We start from the raw sequence: 24,590 nt of genomic DNA, 5'->3' as shown, positions 1-24,590 counted from the left end.
AGATATGGAATCCAAAAAAAAACGCCGACTGCAAGTCGGCGTTCTCTTTCAAGTCACAGCGGTTGATTGCGACCTTAACCTCCTTCGCTGGCCCGCATTGCCAAATCCTGCGCCTTCAACCTCGCCGACAACGCCTTGCCCTTGCGCGCCCGCTTGCCAAAGTGCGGCTCCAGCCCCGACGCGAACAGTTCGACCGTCCGTGCCTTGTCACCCGACCAGGTGCCAATCACGTTCACACCCTTCTGCGTGATCGGCTGCGCCGCCAGCATCTTCTCTTTCGGCTCCAGCTCCATCAGGATCACACCCCGACCGCCATTTGTCAGCACCTTCATCTCGTCGATGCCGAACACCAGCACGCGGCCCTTCTCCGACAGGCAGGCAACCGCGCCGGCGTTGTCGGTGACGACCCGCGGCGGCAACGGCGCCGCGCCGTCGTTCAGGGTAATGAACGACTTGCCCCCCTTCAGGCGGCTGACCATATCGCCAGCCTTGGTAATGAAACCAAACGCATCCGAGGTCGAGATCAACAGGCGCGTCTCTGGATTGCCCGCGAAGTAGTGCAGGATCCGCACGCCGCCCGACAGATCGACCAGCGTCGTGATCGGCACGCCGTCGCCACGCGAACCAGGCAGCGCATTCACCGGCACCGAATACACCTTGCCGTTGTCGCCGATGCCCAGCAGATGATCGATCGTGCGGCACTCGAAGGCTTTATACAGCGAGTCGCCGGCCTTGAAGGTGAACTGCGCCGGATCGTGGCCGATGCCGGTGCGCGCGCGCACCCAGCCTTTTTCCGACACGATCACGGTCACCGGCTCGTCGATGACCTTCTGCTCGGCCACCGCGCGTTGCGCTTCCTCGATGATGGTGCGGCGGTCGTCGCCGTACAGCTTGGCGTCGGCTTCGATCTCGCGGATGATCAGGCGCTTCATCGACGATGGATTCTCGAGGATGTCCTCGAGCTTCTCCTTCTCGTTGCGCAGTTCGGCCAGCTCCTGCTGGATCTTGATCGCTTCCAGGCGCGCCAGCTGGCGCAGGCGGATCTCGAGGATGTCCTCGGCCTGGCGTTCGCTCAGGCGGAACTCCTCGATCAGCGCCGCCTTCGGCTCATCCGAATTGCGGATGATGGCGATCACCTTGTCGATGTTCAGCAGGACCGTCTCGCGGCCTTCCAGGATGTGGATGCGGTCGTTGACCTTGCCCAGCTTGAACTCAGTGCGGCGGCGGACCGTCACGAAGCGATAGTCGATCCATTCCTGCAGGATCGCCGTGAGACCCTTCTGGCGCGGACGGCCGTCGCCGCCGATCATCACCAGGTTGATCGGCGCCGAGCTTTCGAGCGAGGTGTGCGCGAGCAGCATTAGCATGAACTCGCCCTGGTCGACGTTCTTCGACTTCGGCTCGAACACCAGGCGCACCGGGGCGTCGCGGCCCGATTCGTCGCGCACCGCGTCGAGCGCGCCCAGAATCGTGTTCTTCAGCGCCAGCTGTTCCGGCAGCAGTGCCTTCTTGCCGGCCTTGACCTTCGGATTGGTCAGCTCTTCGATTTCTTCCAGCACGCGCTGCGACGAGCAGCCCGGCGGCAGTTCATGGACCACCGCCTGCCACTGGCCGCGCGCCAGCTCTTCGATCTTCCAGCGCGCGCGCACCTTCATCGAGCCGCGGCCGACCGCGTACATGTCGGCGATCTGCGAGGCGGGGGTGATGATCTGGCCGCCGCCCGGGAAGTCCGGACCGGGGATGTGGGTCATCAGCTCGGCGTGGGTGATCTTGGGGTTGCGGATCATCGCCACCGCCGCCGCCGCCACCTCGCGCAGATTGTGCGACGGGATCTCGGTGGCCAGGCCGACCGCGATGCCCGAGGCGCCGTTGAGCAGCACCATCGGCAGGCGCGCCGGCAGCGTGCGTGGTTCGGTGGTCGAACCGTCGTAGTTGGGTTGCGAGTCGACCGTGCCCATGTCGATCTCGTCCATCAGCAGGCGCGAGATCGGGGTCAGGCGGGCTTCGGTATATCGCATCGCCGCGGCGCCGTCGCCGTCGCGCGAGCCGAAGTTGCCCTGGCCGTCGATCAGCGGGTAGCGCAGCGAAAAGTCCTGCGCCATGCGCACCAGCGCGTCGTACACCGACTGGTCGCCGTGCGGGTGCAGTTTACCCAGCACGTCGCCGACGACGGCAGCCGACTTGCGCGGCTTGGCGGTCGGGCCCAGGCCCAGTTCGTTCATCGCGTACAGGATGCGGCGCTGGACCGGCTTCTGGCCGTCCGACACGTCCGGCAGCGCGCGGCCCTTGACCACCGAGACGGCATAGTCGAGGTAGGCGCGCTCGGCGAAGGTGGACAGGGTGAGCGTCTCGACGTCCGAGGGCTCGTGTTGTTGCTCAAAAAGGCTTGCTTGATTCGTCATGATGTCTGTTCGGTTGCTCGCGAGTAGCGCGGATTAGATATCCGCCTCGGTCTCGTTCCCGTGTTCCTCGATCCACGCGCGGCGCGCCGCGGCTTCGCCTTTGCCCATCAGCATATTGAAGCGCGATGCCGACTCGGCCACGTCGTACTGGCCGAACGAGACCGGCAGCAGGCGGCGCGTGTCCGGGTTCATGGTGGTTTCCCACAGCTGCTCGGCGTTCATCTCGCCCAGGCCCTTGAAGCGCGAGATGCTCCACACGCCTTCCTTCAGGCCCTCTTTCTTGAGCTTGTCCTCGATCGCCAGCAGCTCGCCGTCGTCCAGCGCGTACAGCTTCTGGATCGGCTTTTTGCCGCGCGCCGGCACGTCGACGCGGTACAGCGGCGGACGCGCGATGCAGATGTTCCCGTTGCGGAACAGGGCCGGGAAGTGCTTGAAGAACAGCGTCAGCAGCAGCACCTGGATGTGCGAACCGTCGACGTCCGCATCGGACAGGATGCAGATCTTCCCGTAGCGCAGGCTGGAGAGGTCGGGCGAATCGTTCGGTCCATGCGGATCGACGCCGATCGCCACCGAGATATCGTGGATCTCGTTGTTGGCGAACAGGCGGTCGCGGTCGGTCTCCCACGAGTTGAGCACCTTGCCGCGCAGCGGCAGGATGGCCTGGAATTCCTTGTCGCGGCCCATCTTGGCCGAGCCGCCGGCCGAGTCGCCCTCGACCAGGAACAGCTCGTTGCGCGTGATGTCGGTCGATTCGCAATCGGTCAGCTTGCCCGGCAACACCGCCACGCCGGACGATTTCTTCTTCTCGACTTTTTGCAGCGAACGCAGGCGCGACTGGGCCTGCTTGATGACCAGTTCGGCCAGCTTCTTGCCGTATTCGACGTGCTGGTTCAGCCACAGCTCGAGCGGCGGCTTCGTAAACGTCGACACCAGCTTGAGCGCGTCGCGCGAATTCAGGCGTTCCTTGGTCTGGCCCTGGAATTGCGGGTCCAGCACCTTGGCCGACAGCACGAACGAGACGCGCGCGAACACGTCTTCGGGCAGCAGCTTGACGCCCTTCGGCAGCAGGCCGTGCAGCTCGACGAAGTTCTTCACCGCGCCGAACAGGCCGTCGCGCAGGCCGGCTTCGTGGGTGCCGCCGCTCACGGTCGGGATCAGGTTGACGTAGGACTCGCGCACCACGCCGCCTTCTTCGGTCCAGGCCACGACCCAGTCGGCGCCTTCGCCTTCGGCAAAGCTGTCGTCGCCCGCGGCGGCAAACTGCGCGCCTTCGAACAGCGGGATCAGGGTCTCGCCGTTCGAGCTCTGGGCCAGCGCCTCGTTCAGGTAGCCGCGCAGGCCTTCGTCGTAGCGCCAGGTCTGGACGTCGCCGGTCTTGGCGTTGGTGAGCGTGACCGTCACGCCCGGCAGCAGCACCGCCTTCGAGCGCAGCAGGCGCTGCAGGTCGCCCAGCGGGATGTTCGGGGAATCGAAATACTTGCCGTCCGGCCAGGCGGTGACGCGGGTGCCGTTCTTCTTGCCGCCACGCTCGGCAGGGCTGGACGTGAGCGGCTCGATCACTTCGCCGTCGGCGAACACCAGCTTGTGCTGGCCGTTGCCCTGGTCGTCCTTGCGCCACACCTCGATCTCGAGGCGCTTCGACAGCGCATTGGTGACCGAGACGCCGACCCCGTGCAGGCCGCCCGAGAAGGCGTAGGCGCCGCCCGAACCCTTGTCGAACTTGCCGCCGGCGTGCAGGCGGGTGAACACGATCTCGACCGTGGACACGCCTTCTTCCGGGTGGATACCGACCGGGATGCCGCGGCCGTCGTCCTCGACCGTGATCGAACCGTCCGGGTTCAGGGTCACGCCGATGTTCTTGCAGTGACCGCCCAGCGCTTCGTCGGAGGCGTTGTCGATCACTTCCTGGATGATGTGGAGCGGGTTCTCCGTCCGGGTGTACATGCCCGGGCGCTGTTTGACAGGTTCGAGTCCCTTGAGGACGCGGATGGATGATTCGCTATAGTCTGGAGCGGGTTTCTTGGAGGCCATCTTGAAGATTGTTTGTCGAATGCTCCGGCATTCTAACTTGTCGGGAGGAAAAGGTTAGGCTTTTTTACTGTTTAAATATACAGTAGTTTGCGCTGTGACGTGCTTTTCGCTTTGCACGTTTGTGCTAGATTAAGCCGGATAACCACGGCAATGCCAGGGAGGGGCGTTACCGATGCACTTGTCCAGCTATCCGTTTTCCGTACGTCTGATCGGGTTCACACCTGGCGAAAGCGCGCGGCTCGAAGCCCTGCTGGCGCGGGCACCGGGCGTGGGGCCGTCGTATTCTTGCCTGCACGACGACAGTTTGCAAGAGCCGGACCTGTATATCGCCAACGGCGACAGCCCGACCGCGCTGACCCGGCTCGGTTGCCTGCCGCCGGGATCGCTGCAGCCGGCGCTCGTCATCGGCAACGCCGGCAACCCCGGCGCCGGACCCTGGCGCACCCTGGCGCGGCCGGTCGACCCCGTGCAGCTGCATGAAGCCCTGGCCGAACTGCTCGATACCCGGGTCCAGGTGCTGGTGCAGCAGAGCACCCGCACGGTCCGGCGCGTGCTGGCCGAGCGCCGCCGCCGTCCGCGCCTGGCGCCGGACTGCGAAACGCCGGCATTCTACACGCGCCTGCGCCGTGGTCCCGTAGATGGGGCCGTTCTGATCGTGGACAAGGAATGCAAGCTGCGAAACCAGGTGGCGCGCGTGCTCGGCCCGCGCCGGGTGCCGGTGGAATGGACCGACAGCGTGTGCGCGGCGGTGCGCCTGTGCGACGAAACGCCGGTAGCGCTGGTGCTGATCAATACGGCGGCGGCTGGCATCGAACCGTATGAGGTGTGCAGCTCGATCAAGTCGCAGGACGGCGCGCAGCGCACGCCGGTGGTGTTCCTGGTCGAGCAATCGTTTCACTACGACAGCGTGCGTGCGCGCCGCGCCGGGGCGCGCGGCCTGCTCACGACGCCGGTCGCCGGCCGCCACTGGATGCTGACCTTCCAGAAGCTGCTCGACCTTCCGGTGTAGGCGGAACGCGACGTTTTGTAACAAGTTTATATTGTGCGCAGCGGTGGCGAAGTTATATTAATAGCCATGGCTGAAGACGATCAAATCAAGCGCAACGATGATTCCGCCGCGGACGTGGACGAGCGCCGCGAGACCCGCGTGCGCGTGCCCGAACGGCGCGCCAGCGGCGGCCAGTCGCGCGGGCCCGCGCGCTACCTGCGCGATGGCGACAATGCCGTCGCCCTGGCCGGCCGGGTCATCACCTCGCGTTTTCGCTCGCTGCGCGAACGCTTCAACCGCGATTTCATGCAGCGCACGCTGCACATCGGCGTCTCGGCCCGCATCTTTCATCCGGCCGCCGGCGCCAAGGGGCTGCTCAGCAAGAACCTGCAGTATCTCGAGGAATCGATCGCCCAATGGGTGATGTCGCGCGATGTGCTGGTGTTCATGATCCCCACCGTGAATACCAACGGCCTGCTGCACCCCAGTAACATCACCCTGCGCCACTATGCGCGCCACCTCGACGGCCTGGTGCTGCAGGGCGGGGCCGACGTGGCGCCGCAAACCTATTCCGAAACCCCCACCCGTCCCGAATGGAGCGGCGACCGCGCGCGCGACGTCTACGAACTCGAACTGCTGCACGAATTCGTCGACGCCGGCAAACCGGTGCTGGGCGTGTGCCGTGGTTGCCAGCTGATCAACGTCGCCTTCGGCGGCACCCTGCACCAGGACGTCGCCACCGACATGCCCGAAGCCCTGGCTCACGTGCATGACATCTACGACGCGCACCGCCACGCCATCGTCTTCCCCAAGGGCTCGTCGCTGGGCCGCATGTTCCCCAAGGTCGAGCGGGCGATGGTGAACTCGATTCACCACCAGGCGGTCAAGGATCTCGGGCGCGACATCCGCATCGAGGCCATGTCCGAGCCGGACGGCGTAATCGAGGCGATCCGCTATCAGCGCGCCAACTTCGTCATGGGCCTGCAGTGGCACCCCGAGTTCCACCGCGCCGGCGGCGTCGACCTGCTCGACTGCACCCCGGTGCTCGACGAATTCCTGCGCGCGGCGCGTGAAACCCGGCTGTAATTTCCCGCTTTAATTGCTCTACAGAATTAACTGTCACCAGACCTCATCCGGACTGCGATTCGATTGCCGAAAACGCTTGCTTTCGCCGCGCGAGGCGTGAATAATGAAATGAGAATCATTCGCATCTTGTGCGAATCTCGACTCTTCACGTCCGATCGTTGCCGACCGCAACCGCTTTTTTGGGAGACGCTTGCATGACCATTTCCACCCCCCGCACGACGCCGTCGGAACCGCGCAGCCAGGACGCATTGCTGGTCGCTTCGCTCTTGCACCTGATGTCCAACTACACGACCCGTGGCGATGGCGAGCAGCCGTGCGTCAAGCTGGCGTCGGTGATCGAGCGTCACCTGTGCGCGCTGTCGCGCCTGCCGAACATCGATCCGGTGCTGCGCGCCACCTGCGAACAGCTGGCCGACCAGTGGGCGGTGGTGGTCGATGCCAAGCTGCCGCCGCCGGCGCCGGTGCGCCAGCCCTTGCTGGCGCGCTTCATGAAAGGCGGCTGGACCAGCAAGGCTGCGCCGCTGGCCGGTTGACGCCGCGCGCTAGCTCGCGCGGCCGCCGCGGAAATGCTGGATCGCCGCATTGACCATGCCCTCGACGCTGCCTTCGCGCTCCACGTGGCGGCGCAGGATGGTCGCGTCGCTGCCGTCGTGCACCGCCGCCGCCAGGTGCTTCAAGGCATCCACGCTGCCCAGCGCCTCGGCATGCGGCAGCATGGTTTCGAGCGTCGCCAGGATGTCTTCGCGCATCGGCACGTTGTCGTAGGTCTTCGGATGCGTGATGCTGCCGTCCAGGCCGAAGCGGCAGGCCTGGAAGCGGTTGTAGTTATAAACTAAATAGTCATCCTCTACAGGAGCTTCTTCCTTCCTCTCCAGCAGATGCCGGCACAGCGCCTGCAGGTAGCCGGCCAGCGCCGCCGCCCGCTCCACCGTGAGCGGCGTGTCGCATACGCGCAGCTCGATGGTGCCGTACTCCGGCTTGGGCCGCAGGTCCCAATAAAAGTCCTTCATGCTCTTGATGATGTTGGTGCGTTCCATCTTGGCGAAGTAGACGTCGGTGAACTCCTGCCAGCTGAGCGTGAACGGCGCGCGGCCGCTCATCGGGAAGGCGAACACGGAATTCAGGCGCGCCGATTCGAACAGGCTGTCGTGGCCCTGCACATAGGGCGACGATGCCGACAGCGCGATGAAGTGCGGCAGGTAGCGGTTCAATGCATGCAGCAGATACAGCGCGTCGTCGCCGTTGGCGCAGCCGATGTGCACGTGCTGGCCGAACACCGTGAACTGCTTGGCCAGGTAGCCGTACAGCTGCGACAGGTATTCGTAGCGCGGCTTGGCCGAGATGCGCTGGTCGGACCAGTGCTGGAACGGATGCGTGCCGCCGCCGGCGATGCCGATATTGAGCACGTCGCTGGCCGCCACCAGGGTGTCGCGGATCTCGGTGAGTTCCGCCAGCAGCGGCGCGTAGGCCGTGTGCACGCTCGAGTTAATCTCGATCATGCTCTCGGTGATCTCGGGCGTGACATTGCCCGGGAAGGGCTTGCGCTTCAATAAGTGCATCAGGTCGGGGCTGGCCGCGGTCAGGTTGAAATCCGACAGGCTGACCAGTTGCAGCTCCAGCTCGACCCCGAAGGTCAGCGGCTGGGAAGGGTTGAAGGCTTCAAGCGACATGGGTCGACTCCGGTGCTTCGCGCGCCCAGATCAGCGCGCGCTGGATGATGATCGGGCCGAAGACTTCGAGCAGCATCGTCACGGCGGCCATCGCATACAGTTCTTCGACCACTTTCAGGCCGGCATAGCGCGCGTGCTCGAGCAGCAGGATCACGAACACGGCCAGCGGCGCCAGCCCGAGGCCGGTGAGCGCTCCCTTGCGCCAGGTGACGCCCGACAGGTGGGCGAACGCCGTCACCCCGGCCACCTTGGCGAACATGCGCGCCACCACCACGCTGATGGCGAGCAGCGCGCCGGCGGCGACCAGGCGCCAGTCGAGGGTCGAGGCGGCATACACGAACAGCAGCACGGTCAGCACCTCGCCCAGCGCGCCGAAGTTGCGCTGGGTCTGGGTAAAGGCGACGCGCCGGTAGCGCACCGTCAGGCCGAAGGCCAGCGCCGCCACCACCGGCGTCAGGCCGGCGCTGTCGCACACGGCCACCAGCAGGATGATCGCGAGGGCGAAGGCGACGGTGGTGTCTTGCTGCGGATTGCCGATCGCGCGCAGCAGGGCCGGCACCACCACGCCGAAGATGGCGCCGATCAGGATCGAGCCGGCCAGCATCACCAGGCTTTGCCACAGCGCTTCGCCGACGGCGTCATAGGTGCGGAACAGCCAGATGCCGATGATGGCGTTGAAGGCGAACACCGACAGCACGCAGTTCAGGGCCGACAGGTGCAGCACCCGCTCCGTCATCTGGCCCGAGCTTTTCTGTTCGTTGACCACCCGCACCACGGTGGCGGGCGAGGTCGCCATCGACAGCGCCGCCATCAGCAGGGCGGTCAGGCGACCGACGCCGAAGGCGCTGGCGACGACATAGACGAGGATGAAGGTCAGCGCCGCCTCGACCAGGCCGGCCACGCCGATCCAGGGATTGTTGACCAGCCAGCGCAGGTTGATGCGGTTGCCCAGTTCGAACAGGATCAGGCCGAAGGCGACGTTGGCCAGCAGCGAGACCGGCCCCATGTCGGGGGCGGGCAGGGCGCCGATCTGGGTGCTGCCGAGGGCGAAGCCGACCAGGCCATAGAAGCTGATGCGCGGCAGGCCGGTCCAGCGCTGCCCAAATTCGCCGGCCAGCCAGGCGAGCGCGATCGCCAGCGGCCACGCGAGACTCGTCAACAAGGACAGCAGGTCTGGCATTCGTTTTCCCCTCTAGTCTTTTATGTGGTGCGCGCTTGCCGCCGGCGTTCGCGGATTCTACAAGCGGACGAGACACGCATGATTGTCCTGGCTCGCCCGTCCACGCGCCTTGTGTTGAGACACGGCGAGCGGCGGGCGAGTGGCTCGATCATAGCGATTCCAGCAAGGCCGTCCGTGTCCGCACTAACACAGTGCGTAAAGACATTATTTGTCTAGGGGAATTACTTACTGAGCAGGCGCATTGCCCGTTCCAGGCCGTCCAGCGTGATCGGGAACATGCGGTTGTTCATGATCTGGCGGATCAGCGCGATCGACTGCCGATACTGCCACAGGTGTTCCGGCTCCGGATTGAGCCAGGCGAACTTGGGAAAGGTCGACACGAAGCGCGCCAGCCAGGCCGCGCCCGGCTCTTCGTTGTTGTACTCGACCGAGCCGCCCGGCGCCATCACCTCGTACGGGCTCATGGTGGCGTCGCCGACGAAGATCAGGCGGGTGTCGGGCGGATACTTGCGCAGCACGTCCCAGGTGTCGAAACGCTCGCTGTGGCGACGACGGTTGTTCTTCCACAGGTAGTCGTAGACGCAGTTGTGGAAGTAGTAGAATTCCATGTTCTTGAACTCGCTGCTGGCGGCCGAGAACAGTTCTTCGGTGCGCTCGATGTGGTCGTCCATCGAGCCGCCCACGTCGAGCAGCATCACCACCTTGATCCGGTTCTTGCGCTCGGGCCGCATGCGGATGTCGAGCCAGCCGGCATTGCTGGCGGTGGCGCGGATGGTGTCGTCCAGCGCCAGTTCGTCCGCCGCGCCCTGGCGCGCGAAGCGGCGCAGGCGGCGCAGCGCGACTTTCAGGTTGCGCGTGCCCAGTTCGCGCTCGTCGTCGTAGTCGCGGAAGGTGCGCTGCTCCCATACCTTGACCGCGCTGCGGTTGCGGCCCGTGCCGCCAATGCGGATGCCCTCCGGATTGGTGCCGCCGTGCCCGAAGGGCGAGGTGCCGCCGGTGCCGATCCACTTGCTGCCGCCGGCATGGCGTTCCTTCTGCTCTTTCAGCAGTTCTTGCAGGCGCTGCTGCAATTTGTCGTAGCCGAATTTTTCCAGCTGCGCCTTCTGTTCCGGCGTCAGTTCGCGCTCGAAGCGCTTGATCAGCCACTCCAGCGGAATCTCTGCCTTCTCGTCGAACACCGCATCCACGCCCCTGAACCAGGCGCCGAACACGCGATCGAACTTGTCGAAGTGCGCTTCGTCCTTCACCAGCGTCAGGCGCGCGAGGTAATAGAACTCGTCGAGCGAGGGCAGGATCACCTGGCGCTGCAGGGCTTCGAGCAGGGTCAGGAATTCGCGGATCGAGACCGGGACCTTGGCCTCGCGCAGGGCGCGGAAGAAGTCGATCAGCATCGCTTGACCTTGGGGGCGATGGGCGAGACGGCGATCATCGCCGGTTCTTCGCCATCGCCATCAGGCGGTCGAACAGGGCGATGTCCTGTTCGTTCTTGAGCAGGGCGCCGTGCAGCGGCGGCGTTGCATTCTCGGCGCGCAGCGCTTCGGCCGGCACGTCTTCCGCCAACAGCAGCTTGAGCCAGTCGAGGAATTCCGAGGTCGACGGCTTCTTCTTGATGCCGGGGACGTCGCGCAGCGCATAAAAGCTTTGCAGCGCGGCGGCCAGCAGGTCTTGCCTGAGCGTCGGGAAGTGCACGCCCACGATGTCGGCCATCGTCTCGCGGTCCGGGAACTGGATGTAATGGAAGAAGCAGCGGCGCAGGAAGGCGTCGGGCAGTTCTTTTTCATTATTGGACGTGATGATCACCAGCGGGCGGTGCCGGGCCACCACCATCTCGCGCGTCTCGTAGACGTAGAACTCCATGCGGTCGAGTTCGCGCAGCAGGTCGTTCGGGAACTCGATATCGGCCTTGTCGACTTCGTCGATCAGCAGCACGACCGGCTCGGGCGACGTGAACGCCTGCCACAGCACGCCCTTGACGATGTAGTTCTGGATGTCGCGCACGCGCTCGTCGCCCAGTTGCGAATCGCGCAGGCGCGAGACGGCGTCGTATTCGTACAGGCCCTGCTGGGCCTTGGTGGTCGACTTCACGTGCCACTGCAGCAGCGGCATGTTCAGCGCGCTTGCTACCTCTTCGGCCAGCATGGTCTTGCCGGTGCCCGGCTCGCCCTTGATCAGGAGCGGGCGGCCCAGCGTGAGCGCGGCGTTGACGGCCAGTTTCAGGTCGGGAGTAGCGACGTAGTTGTCGCTGCCTTCGAAGCGGGAAGAAGCATGCATGGCGGGTGACAGGGAAATCGAAGAAGATGGGCCGAGTATATGCCAAACTTCGCGCCGGCAGCCTGTCCTGCGGCGGACGCCGGTTTGTAGACTGGTGTCAAGTCTTCAGATAGAATCGGCCCGTTGGTAAGCCTTTGCTAAGTTTTTGTGCGGTTGCGGTTTTCGAAATATAACTAACGAGACGCCCATGAAAAAAACTCTGGTACCACTGGCGCTGGCGCTCCTTGCCGGCGCCGCCGGCAGCGCCCTTGCTGCGGAAGTGGTTGGTAATCCCCAGGCGGCCACCGCCAAGATCGAGATGTGCATCGGCTGCCACGCCATCCCCGGCGGCTACAAGACGGCATTCCCCGAGGTGTACCGCGTGCCGATGATCGGCGGCCAGTCGGCCAGGTACATCGAATCCGCACTCAAGGCCTATCGCAAGGGCGACCGCAAGCATCCTTCCATGACCGGCATCGCGCGCTCGATGAGCGACCAGGACATCGCCGACGTGGCGGCCTATTATTCCCAGCAAACGTCGACCCAGACGACCGCCAAGCGATGAGGACCGCCATGAAGAAAACGATGCTCCTGCTGGTCCTCGGCGCTGTGTCTTTCGGCGCATCCGCCAACGACGTCAAGCGCGGCGAAGCCCTGGCCCAGAAATACAACTGCGCGTCCTGCCACGGCGCCGACTACAACAAGCCGATCGACCCGACCTATCCGAAGCTGGCCGGCCAGCATGCCGACTATCTCACGCATGCGCTGCGCGCCTACAAGCGCGGGGCCGGCGCCAATGGCCGCGTCAATCCGATCATGGCCGGCATCGCGCAGCCGCTGTCGAACCAGGACATGGACGACCTCGGCGCCTATCTCGCCAGCCTGCCGTCGCAGCTGGTGGTCAAGAAGTAGCAGGGCCGCCACACGCCCGCGGGCGCCAACTGGTAACATGCCATCCCCTCTGCTGCAGTGCAGCGAGGGGATTGTCATTTTGCCGCTGGAGCCGCCGTGCCGTCCCTTACCCCCGCTTACCTGAAGATCAACCTGCTGGCCGGCCTGACCGTCGCGCTGGCGCTGGTGCCCGAGGCGATCGCCTTCGCCCTGGTCGCCCACCTGTCCCCGCTCACCGGCCTGTACGCGGCGGTGATCGTCGCCTTCGTCACCTCCGCTTTTGGCGGCCGGCCCGGCATGATCTCGGCCGCCGCCGGTTCGCTGGCGGTGGTGATGGTGGCGCTGGTGGTGCAGCATGGCGCGCAATACCTGCTGGCCGCCGTGGTGCTGATGGGCGTGCTGCAACTGCTGTTCGCCGCCGCGCGCCTGGGCAAGTTCATCCGCATGGTGCCGCATCCGGTGATGCTCGGCTTCGTCAACGGCCTGGCGCTGGTGATCTTCCTGGCCCAGTTCAACCACTTCAAGGAGCCGGGGCCGGATGGCGCGTCGCAGTGGATGGCCGGTCCCGAGCTGGTGGTCATGGCCGGCATCATCGTCGTCACGATGGCGGTGATCTACCTGACCCCGCGCCTGACCAAAGCGGTGCCGTCGACGCTGGTCGGCATCCTGGTCGCAAGCGTCGGCTGCGCGCTGCTCGGCATCGAGACCAAGACCGTGGGCGACCTCGGTTCGATCGCCGGCGGCCTGCCGGGCTTCGCGCTGCCCGACGTGCCGTGGAACCTGGAGACGCTACGCATCGTCTTTCCTTATGCGCTAGTGATGGCCTGCGTCGGCCTGATCGAGTCGCTGCTGACGCTCACCCTGATCGACGAGATCACCGACACCCGCGGCCAGCCGAACCGCGAATCGCTGGCGCTGGGCGCCGCCAACGTCGCGGCCGGCCTGTTCGGCGGCATGGGCGGCTGCGCGCTGATCGGCCAGAGCATGATCAACGTGAACAGCGGCGCCACCGGGCGCCTGTCGGGCATCGCGGCCGCGCTGTTCCTGCTCGCCTTCATCCTGTTCGGGTCCGGCTGGATCGAGGCGATCCCGCTGGCGGCCCTGGTCGGCGTGATGTTCGTGGTGTGCGAAAAGACCTTCGAGTGGGGCACGTTCCGCCTGGTTGGAAAAGTGCCGCGCGCCGACCTGTTCGTGATCGTGCTGGTGGCCGGCATCACCCTGGTGTTCGACCTGGCGCTGGCGGTGATCGCCGGCGTGATCGTGTCGGCGCTGGTGTTCGCCTGGCAGCACGCCAAGCAGGTACGGGCCGCCGTTTCGCACGACGAGCAGGGCTGGAAAATCTATGCGCTGGAAGGCACGCTGTTCTTCGCCTCGGTGACGCCGTTCCAGTCGCTGTTCGCGCCAAAGGACGATCCGCAGGACGTGATCATCGACTTCCTGCGTGCGCGGGTGGTCGACCATTCGGCGATCCAGGCGATCGACGCGCTGGCCGAGCGCTATCGCCTGCTGGGCAAGCGCCTGCACCTGCGCCACCTGAGCCCGGACTGCCGCGAGCTGCTGGACAAGGCGCAGGGGATGGTCGAGGTGAATCTGCTGGAAGACCCGCGCTACCGGGTCGCGGACGACAAGCTGGCTTGAATGTCGCGCCGGGTCAGGCGAATGCGCGCCGGCGCACGCATTCGATATAGGCCTCGGTATCCGGCGGCACGCCGTTGCGTTGCGACGCCCAGATCATCTCGCCCAGGCACTCCATGATCTCGTGATGGGCGTCGTGCTCGCCGCGCCGCGCCACCAGGGCGTCGTGGGCGGCGCGGATGCCGCGCGGCTGGTCGATCGAGATCTGCTCGGCGATCGACAGGTGCATCGACAGGTGCAGGAAGGGATTCGCCTTGCCGCCCTCGACCGAATAGTCGGCCGCGATCGCCGCCTCGACGTCCTCGAACTGCTCGTGGTATTCGGGATGCTGGACGATCCAGTCGGCCGCGATCGCGTCCATCGGGGTCAGGATTTCGCCGTTGCGGTGCTTGCGATAGGCTTCGCAGAAAAAGCGGCGCACGTCGTGCGAGGACGGAGTGAACATGGCGGAATGCGGCAGGAAGGGGAGGGAGCCGGCATTGTAGCGCGATGCCGGCCCGCCGTCACAGCGCCATGTCCGTGCCCGCGCCCGCGCTCTGGTACTGTTCGCGTATCGCCTTGCAATCGTTGGGCAGGGCGACGCTGGCCGGCTTGCCCAGTGTTTCCTCGTGCAGCAGGACCAGGTTGGCGGCAAAGCAGGCGCGCGCCGGCGTATCGGACGCAGCCAGCAGCTTGCCACCGTCGATCTTGTCCAGGAAGTAATCGACCACCGGACGTGGCCAGTCGCTGTGTTCCTTGAAACGCGCTTCCAGTTCGGCGCGGGCTTGCGGGTCGCCGGCGCGCAGTTGGGCCAGGTAGAGCCACAGGGCGCCATTGCGGCCGGTGTGCCCTTCGCCCAGGCTGGCACGCAGGAGCGTGGCCGCCTGCTCCGGCTTGCCCTGCACCAGCATCCGTACGCCCAGCGACAGGCTCGCCTCGCGCTGGCCCAGCGCCGCCGCCCGCTCCAGATAAGCTTTCGCGGCCGCCGGATCCTTGTTCATGGCGCGCTCGGAAACCGCCATGCCGGCCATCGTGTACCAGGCGTCGGCATTGCCGGCTTCGGCTTCCTGGCGCATCCAGGGCCTGACCTCGCGCCGCGAATCGAACGGCTGGCCGCCGAGGTAGGACACGTACAGCTTGCCCTGGCTCATGGCGAACAGCACGCGGTGCGTGCGCAGGAAGTCGACGCCCAGCAGCACGTCGACGCTCAGCTGGCTGTCGATCACGTCGAACTCGGGATCGTGAACGGTGGCGTCGCCGATCTTGAAAGTGTCTGCCCTGGCGATCCAGGCGCCCACCGACTGTTTGCCGACGCCGTGGGCATTGGCCACGCGCTGCGCGCGCGGGCCATCGAGGTCGATGCCGGCCCGATGCGCCGCGCGCCTGGTGATGGTCGTGATCGATGCGCCGCTGTCGATCATGGCGGTCAGGCGCGCGCCGTTGATGTGGACGAAGAACTGCGGGTTCGCCGTCAGTTCTTCGTGCTGGCGGAAAGGGATCACGCTCGCGTTCTTGTCCCAGTAGGCCAGCCAGGTGCTGCCGCAGCGTTGCGGACGGAAGAAGCGCAGTTCCTTGGTCGCCAGCGAGAATTCGAGGTCGCTCTGCAGCAGGAAGGCGGCGCCGACGATGGCGTCGAACCGCGGCGTAAACGAGGTTTCGCCGACGACCGACAGGTACAGGTCGCGCGCGCGCACCGGCCCGACGGTGAACTGCGCCACCCTGGCTTCGTACAGCCGCGACTTGCCGGCCACGCCCTGGACGTAGCGGCCGGTGGGCCGCTGGGTCAGGCCATGGCGTTCGACCCCGGTGCGGGTCAGGTAAGTGACCCCGGCGCCGGTGTCGGGCAGCAGCGTGGCGCGCTTGTCATTGATCTCGCCGGTCATCGTCAGTCCCAGGCCCGAGCCGGCGTAGTGCAGCGGCACCTGCGCTACCTGCAGGAACTGGCACGACGTTTGCGCCGCGGCAAGCAGGGGGAGGAAAAAGAGAAGGGGAGCGAGAAAAACGCTGAGCATCGAGGCAATAGAAGTCATGCCCCATTCTACTGGCACTAGTTGCTTTCGAAGCAATGCTCTGCGCATGAAATAGTGCGCGGGAGGGAAGTCTGGCGGAAACGGCGGCGCGGGCCACCGTTTCCGTAAAGACAAAAATTACTTGTTCGGCGAGAGCACCAGCGATTCCGGTCCCGCCGGACTGGCGCCGCCCGCCACCGCGACCATGTCTTGGGCCGGCTTGGCCCCTTGCGACCTGCCATGCGGCTGGCGCAGGTAGCGCGCGCTGTGGCGCCGCTCGCCTTGCTGGCCCCTGGCCGGCCAGGTGACGAAGCGCGACAGTTCCTGCAGGGCGCGCTGGTAGACGTCGCGCTTGAACTCGATCACGACATCCAGCGGCACCCAGTAATCATGCCAGCGCCAGGCATCGAATTCCGGGTGGTCGGTCAGGCGCAGGTTGACTTCGTTGTCGCGCGCAATCATGCGCAACAGGAACCAGATCTGCTTCTGGCCGCGGTAATGGCCGCGGATCTCGCGCTTGATGAAGTGGTCGGGCACCTCGTAGCGCAGCCAGTCGCGGGTTCGCCCCATGATCTTGACGTGCTCCTGGCGCAGGCCGATTTCTTCCTCAAGCTCGCGGTACATTGCCTGTTCTGGCGTTTCCCCGTACTTGATACCCCCTTGCGGAAATTGCCATGAGTGCTCGCGCACCCGCTTGCCCCACCAGACCTCGTTGTTAGCGTTCAGCAGGATGATGCCGACGTTGGGCCGAAACCCTTCACGGTCGAGCATAAGTGCACCTCGATACTTTCTGCCGGCGGATCGTCCCTTATGTTTTTACCTACAAATTCTGTACGCCCGCGGGGTGTCGGCGCCGTTTGTACGGCACATGCTGCTGGTTCCGGACCCTGTTTGTAGAAAGATTGGACGCATCAGCCGGCTAATCCTTTAAAATTAGGTCGATTATAACCCTCTCTTTTTAAAAAGAATTCACTGATATGCGCGCCTCACGATTTTTTATTTCAACTCTTAAAGAAGCGCCTTCCGATGCCGAGATCGTCAGCCACAAGCTGATGATGCGCGCCGGGATGATCAAGCGCCTGGGTTCCGGCATCTATACCTATATGCCGGTCGGGTTGCGCGTCATCCGCAAGGTCGAGGCGATCGTCCGTGAAGAAATGAACCGCGCGGGCGCGATCGAACTGCTGATGCCGCTGGTGCAGCCGGCCGAACTGTGGCAAGAGACGGGCCGCTGGGACAAGATGGGCGACGAGCTGATGCGCGTCAAGGACCGTCACGGCCGCGATTTCGCGATCCAGCCGACCTCCGAGGAAGTGGTCACCGACGTCGTGCGCAGCGAACTGAAATCGTACCGCCAGCTGCCGATCAACTTCTACCACATCCAGACCAAGTTCCGCGACGAGCGCCGTCCGCGCTTCGGCCTGATGCGCGGCCGCGAATTCACGATGAAGGACGCCTACTCCTTCGACCGCGACCTGGAAGGCATGCAGAAGTCCTACCAGACCATGTTCGACGCCTACACCAAGATCTTCAACCGCTTCGGCCTGAAGTTCCGCGCGGTGGCGGCCGACAACGGCGCCATCGGCGGCACCGGTTCGCATGAATTCCACGTCATCGCCAGCACCGGCGAAGACGCGCTGGTGTACTGCCCCGACTCGGACTACGCGGCCAATATGGAAGCGGCCGAAGCGGTGGCCAGCGGCACCCGCGGCGCGGCGACCCAGGCGCTGGCCAAGACCCCGACCCCGGGCAAGACCAAGTGCGAGAGCGTGGCCGAGCTCTTGAATCTGCCGCTGTCGCAGACCGTCAAGACCATCGCCCTGACCGTCGAGAGCGAAGAAGGCAAGAAGAGCTTCTGGGTGCTGCTGCTGCGCGGCGACCATGAGCTCAACGAGATCAAGGTCTCCAAGGTCGCCGGCCTGAAGGACTTCCGCTTCTCCACCGAGGCCGAGATTCTCGAGGTGTTCGGCACCGTGCCGGGCTACCTGGGTCCGATCAACACCAAGCTGCCGGTCAACGTCGTGGCCGACCGCACGGTCGCCAACATGGCCGACTTCGTGTGCGGCGCCAACGAGGCCGACTTCCACTACACGGGCGCCAACTGGGGCCGGGATCTGCCAGAGCCGGTCGTGGCCGACCTGCGCAACGTGGTCGAGGGCGACGCTTCGCCGGACGGCAAGGGCGTGCTGGCGATCGAGCGCGGCATCGAAGTGGGCCACGTGTTCCAGCTCGGCACCGCCTATTCGGAAGCGATGGGCGCGACCTTCCTCGACGAAGGTGGCCGTCCCGCGCCGCTGCAGATGGGCTGCTACGGCATCGGCGTGACCCGCATCCTGGGCGCGGCGATCGAGCAGAACTTCGACGACAAGGGCATCGTGTGGCCTGACGCCATCGCGCCGTTCGAGCTGGTGCTGTGCCCGATGGGCCTGGACCGCAGCGAGATGGTCAAGGAAGCCACCGAGAAGCTGTACGCCGACATGCAGGCAGCCGGCATCGACGTCATCGTCGACGACCGCGGCCTGCGTCCGGGCGCGATGTTCGCCGACTGGGAGCTGATCGGCGTGCCGCACCGCGTCGTGATCGGCGAGCGTGGCCTGAAGGAAGGCAACCTGGAATACCAGGGCCGCCGCGACGAAGCGGCGAGCAGCGTGCCGGTGGCCGACATGGTCGCCTTCATCAAGGGCAAGCTGGGCAAGTGATGCGTCTGCGCCTCGCCTCCTGGATCGGAGGCGCCGTGCTCGCATGCGCCTTCGGCCTGGGTGGAGGAGAGGCGTTCGCCGGCAACCAGAAGGAAGAAGCGCTGTCGGATTCGGTGCGCCTGGCCCTGGCCAATGCCATCGCCGACGCGCGCCCGCCGCGGCCGACTTTCCGCACCGAGGCGGCGCGGGTGCGCTACCAAGCCTGGTTCCAGGAGATGTCGGGCCGGCTCGCCAAGCGCCTGCCCGACGTCCAGACCCGCACCGAATTCCTCGAAACGGTCTGGTATGAATCGACCCGCGCCGGCCTCGATCCGGGGCTGGTGCTGGGCCTGATCCAGGTCGAATCGGCCTATCGCAAGTACGCGATCTCGATTGCCGGCGCGCGCGGCTATATGCAGGTGATGCCGTTCTGGACCAAGGTGATCGGCGACGGCGACCGCCGCCGCCTGTTCCACATGCAGACCAATCTGCGCTATGGCTGCGCCATCCTGCGCATGTATATCGACATGGAAGCCGGCAACCTGTACCTGGCGCTGGGCCGCTACAACGGCAGCCGGGGCAAGCCGCAATACCCGAACGCGGTGCTGGCGGCGTGGAAGAAGTGGGAATTCAAGCACGGTATCTAGACCGGGCATGCTGTACAAAACCCCAACATTTCAGTTCACCAACGTGTCACGTTAGCAGTGTAGACTTTCCGCTTTCCCAAGCAGAGGACTGCATGCGACCGACCACTCTTGCCTCCGCCGCGCTGCTGGCGGCACTCGCCGGCTGCGCGACAACGCCGCCCGCGTCGAATCCATCCACCGCCGCCACCGCGCAGGGCGTCAACGCCGTCGACCAGCGCGCGAAGAACGTCATCTTCTTCCTCGGCGACGGCATGGGCATCAACACCCTGACCGCGGCGCGCATCTTCGCCGCCGGCGAAGACGGCGAGCTGGCGATCGACAAGCTGCCCGAGTCGGCCTTCGTGAAGACCTTCTCGAACGATGCCCAGGTCACCGACAGCGCCGCCTCGATGGCGGCCTACATGACCGGCGTGAAACAGAATAACAATGTCGTCTCGATGTCCTTCGGCACCCGTGCGATCGCGCCGGGCAAGGATGCCAACGGCAACGCCCTGGTCAGCCGCTGCGAGAACGGCACCGCCGCAGTCACGCTGCTGGAACTGGCCAAGCGCCGCGGCATGGCGGTCGGCGTGGTCACCAATACCAGCGTCACCGACGCCACCCCGGCCTCGACCTATGCCCACGCCTGCCACCGCAAGCTGGAAACCGACATCGCCGCCAGCCTGGTGCCGGGCGGCGCCGGCTACAACCCGGCGCTCGGCGCGCGCGGCCTGGACGTGCTGTTCGGCGGCGGCGCCCAGCACTTCACGCCGTTCGCCAAGGGCGGCAAGCGCGCTGATAACCGCGACCTGCTGGCCGAACTGGGCTCCAAAGGTTTTCGCGTGGTGAGCGACACCGCGCAATTCGATGCCTTGCAGCCGGGCCAGCCGGCGGTCGGCCTGTTCGCGCCGAACCACATGAACTTCGACGCCACCCGCGACCCGGCGCGCCAGCCGGCCCTGCCGGCGATGGCGACCAAGGCGATCGACCTGCTGGCTTCGAACAAGAATGGCTTTTTCCTGATGATCGAGGGCGGCCTGATCGACCACGCGCTGCACGCGACCCTGGGCAAGCGCGCCCTGCAAGAGACGGTGACGTATAACGCGGCGCTGCAGGCGGCGATCGACCGCATGGAAGCGCTCGATCCGGGCCTGAAGCATACCCTGATCGTCGCCACCGCCGACCATGACCACACCCTGATCCTGAACGGCTACGCGGCCCGCACCGGCAAGACCACGCCGACCAACCCCGGCGTGATCGGCCTGGTGCGCAACGCCGACGGCAAGCCGGCCCTGGACGGCAAGGGCCAGCCATATACCATCATCGGCTTCGGCACCGGCGAGCAGCGCCACGCGGGCGACCGCACGGCGCACCTGACCGACGAGGTCGTGACGCGCGACGACTACCACCAGGAAGCGGTGGTGCGCACCCGCACGGGCGCCGAGACCCATGGCGGCAGCGACGTCTACCTGGGCGCGACCGGCGCCAACGCCGAACTGTTCCGCGGGACCATCGACAACACCCGCGTGTTCAACCTGATCAAGACCGCCGCCGGCCTGTAAGCCGCGACCAGGAGCCACCATGACTTTCACACGTTTTACTCCGCTGCTGCTCGCCGCCTGCTGCTGCGCTGCATTCTCCACCCCGGCCGCGGCCCAGCAAAAGGCCAAGAACATCATCTTCTTCCTGGGCGACGGCATGGGCCCGACGACGATCACCGCCGCCCGCATTTATCGCGGCGGCGAGGACAGCCTGCTGCACTTCGAGCGCCTGATGGAGCGCACCGCGCGCATCAAGACGTATTCGGCCGACTACCAGACCACCGACAGCGCGCCGTCGATGGGCGCCTACATGACCGGCGTGAAGATGAACAACGACGTCATCTCGCAGGCTGGCGCGCGTCCGATCGATCCGAGCAAGGACGGCATCGACCAGTGCGGCGCCAACAACGGCACGCCGGCCGTGACGATCCTGGAACTGGCCAAGGCCCGGGGCAAGGCGACCGGCGCCGTCACCACCACCGAACTGACCCACGCCACGCCCGCATCGACCTTCGCGCACAGCTGCAGCCGCGACTCTGTCTATGCCATCGCGCAGCAGATCGTGCCTGGCGGCGCCGGCTACAACAAGGCGCTGGGCGACGGCGTGGATGTGCTGATGGGAGGAGGGCGCAACCACTTCACGCCGCGTGACGCCGCCGCCAATCCCAAGGGCCGGCCCGACGGGCGCGACCTGATGGCCGAATTCGCCGGCGCCGGCTACTACGTGGCAGGCACCCGCGCCGGCATGATGTCGGCGCAGCCGGGCCGCAAGTTCGTAGGCATCTTTAGCGCCACCAGCCATCTCGACTACTCGTACCAGCGCCGCCCGGAGCAGCCGACCCTGGCCGAGATGACCGGGAAGGCGATCGACCTGCTGTCGAAGAATCCGAACGGTTTCTTCCTGATGGTCGAAGGCGGCAAGATCGACCACGCCCTGCACGACACCCGCGCCAAGCATGCGCTGGAAGAGACGGTGGCCTTCGACGATGCCCTGCAGCTGGCGATCGAGCGCATGCGCGCCATCGATCCGGGCCTGCAGAATACGCTGATCGTGCTGACCGCCGACCATGACCACACGATGCAGATCAACGGCTATCCGAAGCGCGGCAATCCGATCACCGACATCGTGCGCGACTATGCGTCGGGCGAGCCGAAGAAGGATGCGGACGGTAAGACTTTCACCACCCTGGTGTTCGGCAACGGCCCGAACCGCCCGGACGTGCGCGCCGACGTCGACAGCGTGGTGGCGCAGAGCGACGATTACCATCAGGAAACCGGCGTGCACAAATCGTCGGAAACCCATGGCGGCGGCGACGTCAAACTGTATGCGACCGGGGCCGGATCGGCGCCGTTCAAGGGCACGATCGAGAATACCCAGGTGTTTCACCTGATGAAAGCCGCAGCGGGCTTGTAATGGATTCGGATCGGCGCAGCGCCGATCCGAAAGGTTATTAACCGGTTGCCACTATTATTTACAGCCGAATAACAAAAAGCCCCGGGTTTGAAACCGGGGCTTTTTTAAGCTTGAAGCTTTTGAAATAGCCGGTGGCTTATTTCAGGTGATCCGAAATGAGTTTGGTCATTTCGAACATCGAGACTTGTGCCTTGCCGCCGAAAACGGCTTTCAGCTTGTCGTCGGCATTGATCATGCGACGATTCGCTGCGTCTTGCAGGTCTTTCGACTTGATGTAATCCCAGACCTTCTTGGTCACTTCGGTGCGCGGCAGCGGCTTGTCGCCGACGACGGCGGCCAGCGTGGCGGACGGGGTCATGGCTTTCATGAAAGCAGCATTCGGCTTGCGCGCGGCTGCCGGCTTATCGGCCGACTTCGCTGCTGGTGCTGCCTTTTTTGCTGCCGGCTTGGCCGCTGCAGCAGGCTTGGCAGCGGCTTTTTTTGCTGGCGCTGCAGTGGTTTTTTTGGCTGTTGCCATCTTCGAGCCTCCTAAAACGAACACGTGGAAAAGTGCGTAATTTATCGCACGCCTATATTGGTAGCGTTTTACAGTTCGTGCAAGTCTTTTTCAAAACTTTTTCACTCGTAAAACCCGCCGAATGGGCGTTATCGCACACAACAACGCATGAGAACGAAAAAACGCTGACAAGCGGCGTAAAAAAAACCGCGCAAAGCGATACTTTGCACGGTTCTCGCCGATTGGCATGCGGATTAGCGCAAGCCGGGCATCATCCCCTTCATCCCGCGCATCATCTTCATCAGGCCGCCGCCCTTGAGCTTTTTCATCATGGTCTGCATCTGGTCGTACTGGTTCAGCATGCGGTTGACTTCCTGCACCTGCACGCCCGCGCCGGCCGCGATGCGGCGCTTGCGGTTGGCCTTGATCAGCTCGGGCTTGGCGCGCTCCGCCGGGGTCATCGAATCGATGATGCCGACCATGCGGCGCACCGATTTCTCGGCCTGGTCCATATTGGCGCCGCTCGCGGCCTGCTGGAACTGGGCCGGGAGCTTGTCCATCAGGCCGGCCATGCCGCCCATTTTCTTCATTTGCGTGAGCTGCGCCTTGAAGTCGTTCATGTCGAAACGGCCGCCGGCCTTGATCTTGTTGGCCATTTCGGCCGCGGCTTCGGCGTCGACGCCCTTGCGCGCTTCTTCGACCAGCGCCAGGATGTCGCCCATGCCCAGCACGCGGTTGGCCATGCGGGTGGGATCGAAGGCTTCCAGGCCATCGAGCTTTTCGGACACGCCGGCGAACTTGATCGGCTTGCCGGTCACGTGACGCACCGACAGCGCCGCGCCGCCGCGCGAATCGCCATCGAGCTTGGTCAGCACGATGCCGGTCAGGGGCAGGGCGTCGTTGAAGGCCTTGGCGGTGTTGATCGCATCCTGGCCCAGCATGGCGTCGACCACGAACAGGGTCTCGACCGGATTGACGGCGCCGTGCACGGCGGCGATCTCCTGCATCATCGCCTCGTCGATGCCCAGGCGGCCGGCGGTGTCGATGATCAGGACGTCGTGGTAATGCTTCCTGGCCCAGTCCAGCGCGTTGCGGGCGATGTCGACCGGCTTGTCGTTGGCGGTGGACGGGAAGAAGTCGGCGCCCACCTGCTTGGTCACCGACTCCAGCTGGGCGATCGCGGCGGGACGATAGACGTCGGCCGAGACGGTCAGGACTTTCTTCTTCTTTTGTTCCTTGAGGTACTTGGCCAGCTTACCAGTGGTGGTGGTTTTACCCACACCCTGCAGGCCGGCCATCAGGATGATCGCCGGCGGCTGCTGGGCGAAGGAAATCTGGGTGGCTTCAGGGCCGAGGTCGGCGCCCATCAGGGCGGCCAGCTCTTTCTGCACCACGCCGACCAGGGCCTGGCCGGGCGACAGCGAGCCGACGACTTCTTCGCCCAGGGCTTTTTCCTTGACCTTGGCGATGAATTCGCGCACCGCCGGCAGCGCCACGTCGGCCTCGAGCAGGGCCATGCGCACTTCGCGCAGCATTTCCGCGGTGTTCGCCTCGGTCAGGCGGGCCTCGCCGCGCATGGTCTTGACGACCTTGGCAAGGCGTTGGGTGAGGTTATCTAGCATGTCTACCTAATAGAAAGAAGCGCAAGAAAAAAGCGCAGTCGGATCTGGCGCAGGTCGCCAACGCATCATTTTACCTTGCAGCGCGGCCTCCC

Annotated in this window: 21 protein-coding genes; 10 read left to right on the top strand and 11 right to left on the bottom strand. The window is 65.1% G+C overall.

Annotated elements, in window-relative coordinates; all coding sequences use genetic code 11:
* Positions 1–74 precede the first annotated feature (74 nt).
* A complete protein-coding gene (parC, locus tag KY496_RS15285) occupies positions 75–2,402 on the bottom strand; it encodes a DNA topoisomerase IV subunit A (protein WP_219861373.1) in 2,328 nt (775 codons plus the stop codon).
* A gap of 33 nt (positions 2,403–2,435) precedes the next feature.
* Positions 2,436–4,433 carry a DNA topoisomerase IV subunit B gene (locus KY496_RS15280; protein ID WP_005665205.1) on the bottom strand — a complete coding sequence of 666 codons (1,998 nt, stop codon included), beginning with the start codon at positions 4,431–4,433 and terminating at the stop codon, positions 2,436–2,438.
* 172 nt (positions 4,434–4,605) lie between these two features.
* Here KY496_RS15280 and KY496_RS15275 point away from each other — a divergent pair, with 172 nt between their 5' ends.
* The 3 genes from KY496_RS15275 (at position 4,606) to KY496_RS15265 (ending at position 7,040) form a co-directional block, all read left to right on the top strand.
* The gene (locus KY496_RS15275) at positions 4,606–5,442 is read left to right on the top strand and encodes a two-component system response regulator (protein WP_184236832.1); all 837 of its coding nucleotides are present in this window, start codon (positions 4,606–4,608) and stop codon (positions 5,440–5,442) included.
* A 66-nt stretch (positions 5,443–5,508) separates the two neighbouring features.
* Complete coding sequence (locus KY496_RS15270; RefSeq protein ID WP_005665209.1) at positions 5,509–6,507, top strand: gamma-glutamyl-gamma-aminobutyrate hydrolase family protein; 999 nt, start codon at positions 5,509–5,511, stop codon at positions 6,505–6,507.
* A 194-nt stretch (positions 6,508–6,701) separates the two neighbouring features.
* Complete coding sequence (locus tag KY496_RS15265) at positions 6,702–7,040, top strand: hypothetical protein (RefSeq protein ID WP_005665211.1); 339 nt, start codon at positions 6,702–6,704, stop codon at positions 7,038–7,040.
* Positions 7,041–7,049: 9 nt separating this feature from the next.
* Here the strand turns inward: KY496_RS15265 and KY496_RS15260 are convergent, their stop codons facing one another.
* From KY496_RS15260 to KY496_RS15245, 4 genes are all read right to left on the bottom strand, one after another.
* Positions 7,050–8,177, bottom strand: a complete 1,128-nt coding sequence (locus tag KY496_RS15260; protein WP_005665214.1) for a YbdK family carboxylate-amine ligase — start codon at positions 8,175–8,177, stop codon at positions 7,050–7,052.
* Positions 8,167–9,357 carry a cation:proton antiporter gene (locus KY496_RS15255; protein ID WP_005665216.1) on the bottom strand — a complete coding sequence of 397 codons (1,191 nt, stop codon included), beginning with the start codon at positions 9,355–9,357 and terminating at the stop codon, positions 8,167–8,169. The genes KY496_RS15260 and KY496_RS15255 overlap by 11 nt, the downstream gene beginning before the upstream one ends.
* Before the next feature lie 221 nt (positions 9,358–9,578).
* A complete protein-coding gene (locus KY496_RS15250) occupies positions 9,579–10,748 on the bottom strand; it encodes a VWA domain-containing protein (protein ID WP_219861371.1) in 1,170 nt (389 codons plus the stop codon).
* A gap of 34 nt (positions 10,749–10,782) precedes the next feature.
* A complete protein-coding gene (locus KY496_RS15245; RefSeq protein ID WP_219861369.1) occupies positions 10,783–11,628 on the bottom strand; it encodes a MoxR family ATPase in 846 nt (281 codons plus the stop codon).
* Positions 11,629–11,815: 187 nt separating this feature from the next.
* Between KY496_RS15245 and KY496_RS15240 the strand changes: the two genes are divergently transcribed.
* The 3 genes from KY496_RS15240 (at position 11,816) to KY496_RS15230 (ending at position 14,136) form a co-directional block, all read left to right on the top strand.
* A complete protein-coding gene (locus KY496_RS15240; protein WP_005665222.1) occupies positions 11,816–12,172 on the top strand; it encodes a cytochrome c in 357 nt (118 codons plus the stop codon).
* 8 nt (positions 12,173–12,180) lie between these two features.
* Positions 12,181–12,519: a cytochrome c gene (locus KY496_RS15235; RefSeq protein ID WP_219861367.1), complete on the top strand. Its 339-nt coding sequence runs from the start codon at positions 12,181–12,183 to the stop codon at positions 12,517–12,519.
* A gap of 96 nt (positions 12,520–12,615) precedes the next feature.
* Positions 12,616–14,136 (top strand): SulP family inorganic anion transporter, encoded by a 1,521-nt coding sequence (locus tag KY496_RS15230; protein ID WP_219861365.1) that lies wholly within the window; start codon positions 12,616–12,618, stop codon positions 14,134–14,136.
* A gap of 13 nt (positions 14,137–14,149) precedes the next feature.
* Here KY496_RS15230 and KY496_RS15225 read toward each other — a convergent pair whose 3' ends face one another.
* The 3 genes from KY496_RS15225 to KY496_RS15215 all read right to left on the bottom strand — a co-directional run bounded on the left by KY496_RS15225 (position 14,150) and on the right by KY496_RS15215 (position 16,892).
* A complete protein-coding gene (locus KY496_RS15225; protein WP_005665227.1) occupies positions 14,150–14,578 on the bottom strand; it encodes a DUF1841 family protein in 429 nt (142 codons plus the stop codon).
* Positions 14,579–14,636: 58 nt separating this feature from the next.
* Positions 14,637–16,142 carry a retroviral-like aspartic protease family protein gene (locus tag KY496_RS15220; protein ID WP_177185515.1) on the bottom strand — a complete coding sequence of 502 codons (1,506 nt, stop codon included), beginning with the start codon at positions 16,140–16,142 and terminating at the stop codon, positions 14,637–14,639.
* A 117-nt stretch (positions 16,143–16,259) separates the two neighbouring features.
* On the bottom strand, positions 16,260–16,892 hold the full coding sequence (locus tag KY496_RS15215; protein WP_005665232.1) for an RNA pyrophosphohydrolase: 633 nt from the start codon (positions 16,890–16,892) through the stop codon (positions 16,260–16,262).
* 206 nt (positions 16,893–17,098) lie between these two features.
* Here KY496_RS15215 and KY496_RS15210 point away from each other — a divergent pair, with 206 nt between their 5' ends.
* From KY496_RS15210 to KY496_RS15195, 4 genes are all read left to right on the top strand, one after another.
* Positions 17,099–18,820 carry a proline--tRNA ligase gene (locus KY496_RS15210; protein ID WP_071361362.1) on the top strand — a complete coding sequence of 574 codons (1,722 nt, stop codon included), beginning with the start codon at positions 17,099–17,101 and terminating at the stop codon, positions 18,818–18,820.
* Positions 18,820–19,446 carry a lytic transglycosylase domain-containing protein gene (locus KY496_RS15205; protein WP_005665235.1) on the top strand — a complete coding sequence of 209 codons (627 nt, stop codon included), beginning with the start codon at positions 18,820–18,822 and terminating at the stop codon, positions 19,444–19,446. Before KY496_RS15210 ends, KY496_RS15205 begins: the two co-directional genes overlap by 1 nt.
* A gap of 92 nt (positions 19,447–19,538) precedes the next feature.
* Positions 19,539–20,987, top strand: a complete 1,449-nt coding sequence (locus tag KY496_RS15200; RefSeq protein WP_071361363.1) for an alkaline phosphatase — start codon at positions 19,539–19,541, stop codon at positions 20,985–20,987.
* Positions 20,988–21,006: 19 nt separating this feature from the next.
* Entirely contained in the window at positions 21,007–22,380 is a 1,374-nt protein-coding gene (locus tag KY496_RS15195; RefSeq protein WP_219861363.1) for an alkaline phosphatase, read from the top strand.
* Positions 22,381–22,516: 136 nt separating this feature from the next.
* On the opposite strand, the gene KY496_RS15190 is transcribed toward KY496_RS15195, so the two are convergent.
* Together KY496_RS15190 and ffh are read right to left on the bottom strand one after the other, a co-directional pair.
* Positions 22,517–22,897, bottom strand: coding sequence for an SWIB/MDM2 domain-containing protein (locus tag KY496_RS15190; RefSeq protein ID WP_005665240.1), 381 nt, complete (start codon positions 22,895–22,897; stop codon positions 22,517–22,519).
* Positions 22,898–23,130: 233 nt separating this feature from the next.
* Positions 23,131–24,498, bottom strand: coding sequence for a signal recognition particle protein (gene ffh, locus KY496_RS15185; protein ID WP_005665241.1), 1,368 nt, complete (start codon positions 24,496–24,498; stop codon positions 23,131–23,133).
* Between the last annotated feature and the right edge of the window lie 92 nt (positions 24,499–24,590).

It is taken from the genome of Massilia sp. NP310 (assembly GCF_019443485.1).
Taxonomy (GTDB): Bacteria; Pseudomonadota; Gammaproteobacteria; order Burkholderiales; family Burkholderiaceae_D; genus Telluria; species Telluria timonae.
This window is presented reverse-complemented; position numbering and strand designations above follow the sequence as displayed.